The sequence below is a fragment of the Spirosoma luteum DSM 19990 genome (genome assembly GCF_000374065.1).
GTDB classification, from domain to species: domain Bacteria; phylum Bacteroidota; class Bacteroidia; order Cytophagales; family Spirosomataceae; genus Spirosoma; species Spirosoma luteum.
The window spans coordinates 1-1,264 of sequence record NZ_KB893303.1; the positions used below are offsets into that span (position 1 = coordinate 1).

Annotated in this window: 2 protein-coding genes; both read right to left on the minus strand. The window is 39.0% G+C overall.

The features are described from left to right. Positions 1–217: 217 nt before the first annotated feature. A complete protein-coding gene (locus tag B156_RS0125805) occupies positions 218–499 on the minus strand; it encodes a hypothetical protein (RefSeq protein WP_018622697.1) in 282 nt (93 codons plus the stop codon). A gap of 9 nt (positions 500–508) precedes the next feature. Next, entirely contained in the window at positions 509–1,108 is a 600-nt protein-coding gene (locus tag B156_RS29920) for a hypothetical protein (protein ID WP_018622698.1), read from the minus strand. Between the last annotated feature and the right edge of the window lie 156 nt (positions 1,109–1,264).

Here is a 1,264-nt window from a genome sequence, read left to right on the forward strand (position 1 = left end):
CCTACCACTTTTAACACCCCGCGTAGCGGGTCCGCTTTCTGTTTGAGTAGCTATAAAAACGCCCCGATCTGGCTTGTAGCTATCAAGATCGGGGCGGTATCAATCGGAGGCTTTAAGCTATCAATCCGGTTGACTTTCCGTACGGTTAGTACGTGCACTAGTCTATCCCTGGCCGGTTGCTCCTCAGCAGCGCCGGTTTCCGTTTCGACTAATATCGTTAGGGGAGCTTTTCCCGTAAATACTGCATAATGGCCTCCTGGCCTGTTTTTAAGTCAGCAATGTCTTTTTGTACATTAACAAATCCCTCTTGGACAAAAGTGGTCAATTTAGCTAAACCACTAGCTGTAATCTCGCCTGTCCGTTTGACTTGTTCTAATTCCGCTTTAGTATCAGTAGCCAATCCGACAAGTTGACCATGGCTCTCTACAAGTCGGTCAATTTTTTGGAGACCATCCGCTAAGGCTGGTTCTAATTGGTCAAGTCTACGTTCAGGTGTCATAGTGCAAAGTTATTCGTTATCTTGAAAATCTGCTATTTGTTGTTTAATAGCCTCATTCTGAAATAGTTGTAGTTGATTTTTAGTATCAACTTCTCGTTCTTTCTTTTTCTTTATGTAAGTTCTTGCAAAAGTCACTCTATCGCCATTAAATACTACCAATGGGTTGATGAAGTATTTAAAGTGGCTATCACTGCGTGCAATAATACCACATTCTACTAGTGTTGCTAACCCGCTTAAAACGCTGTTGGCATGTGTGTATCTAGTGTACTCTAAGCATTTATTCATTTCTAAGAAGAACTCATCTTGCTTAGGTCTTAGGATCGTAATAATGTAGCCAAACACCCGAATGGCCGATTTGGATAACTCCCAAAAAGCGACGAACTGAGATAAATATAGTTTGGCAAACTTCTCTTCTTCTACTTCAACGAACCGCATAAAGGCAGAATAACCTTGCACATCTCCGTCATTAGTAACGATCATTTGAATTTCATCCCTGTTTTTAGCACGGATTACTTGAGTTTTTTTTACAATTCTAATGTCCTCTATAGCCTTTTCTACGAAAGGGTTCTCCTTAAACTGTGGCTGCTCTTTTAGCTTATTGTACTTCATGTAGCTAAATATTTCTTGTCACAAACATACTAAAAAAGCTAAATCAAAAATACATAATAGCTAAAAATAATTTAGCTATTACAACCAAAAAGGCTAAATATAACATTACTAACAGCTAATAAATTTTTAGCCTTTGGCACAACATATAGCTAAATG

Excerpts from the sequence above, each read along its gene's own strand:
- B156_RS0125805 (WP_018622697.1), bottom strand. The coding sequence starts at position 499 with ATGACACCTGAACGTAGACTTGACCAATTAGAACCAGCCTTAGCGGAT.
- B156_RS29920 (WP_018622698.1), bottom strand. The coding sequence starts at position 1,108 with ATGAAGTACAATAAGCTAAAAGAGCAGCCACAGTTTAAGGAGAACCCT.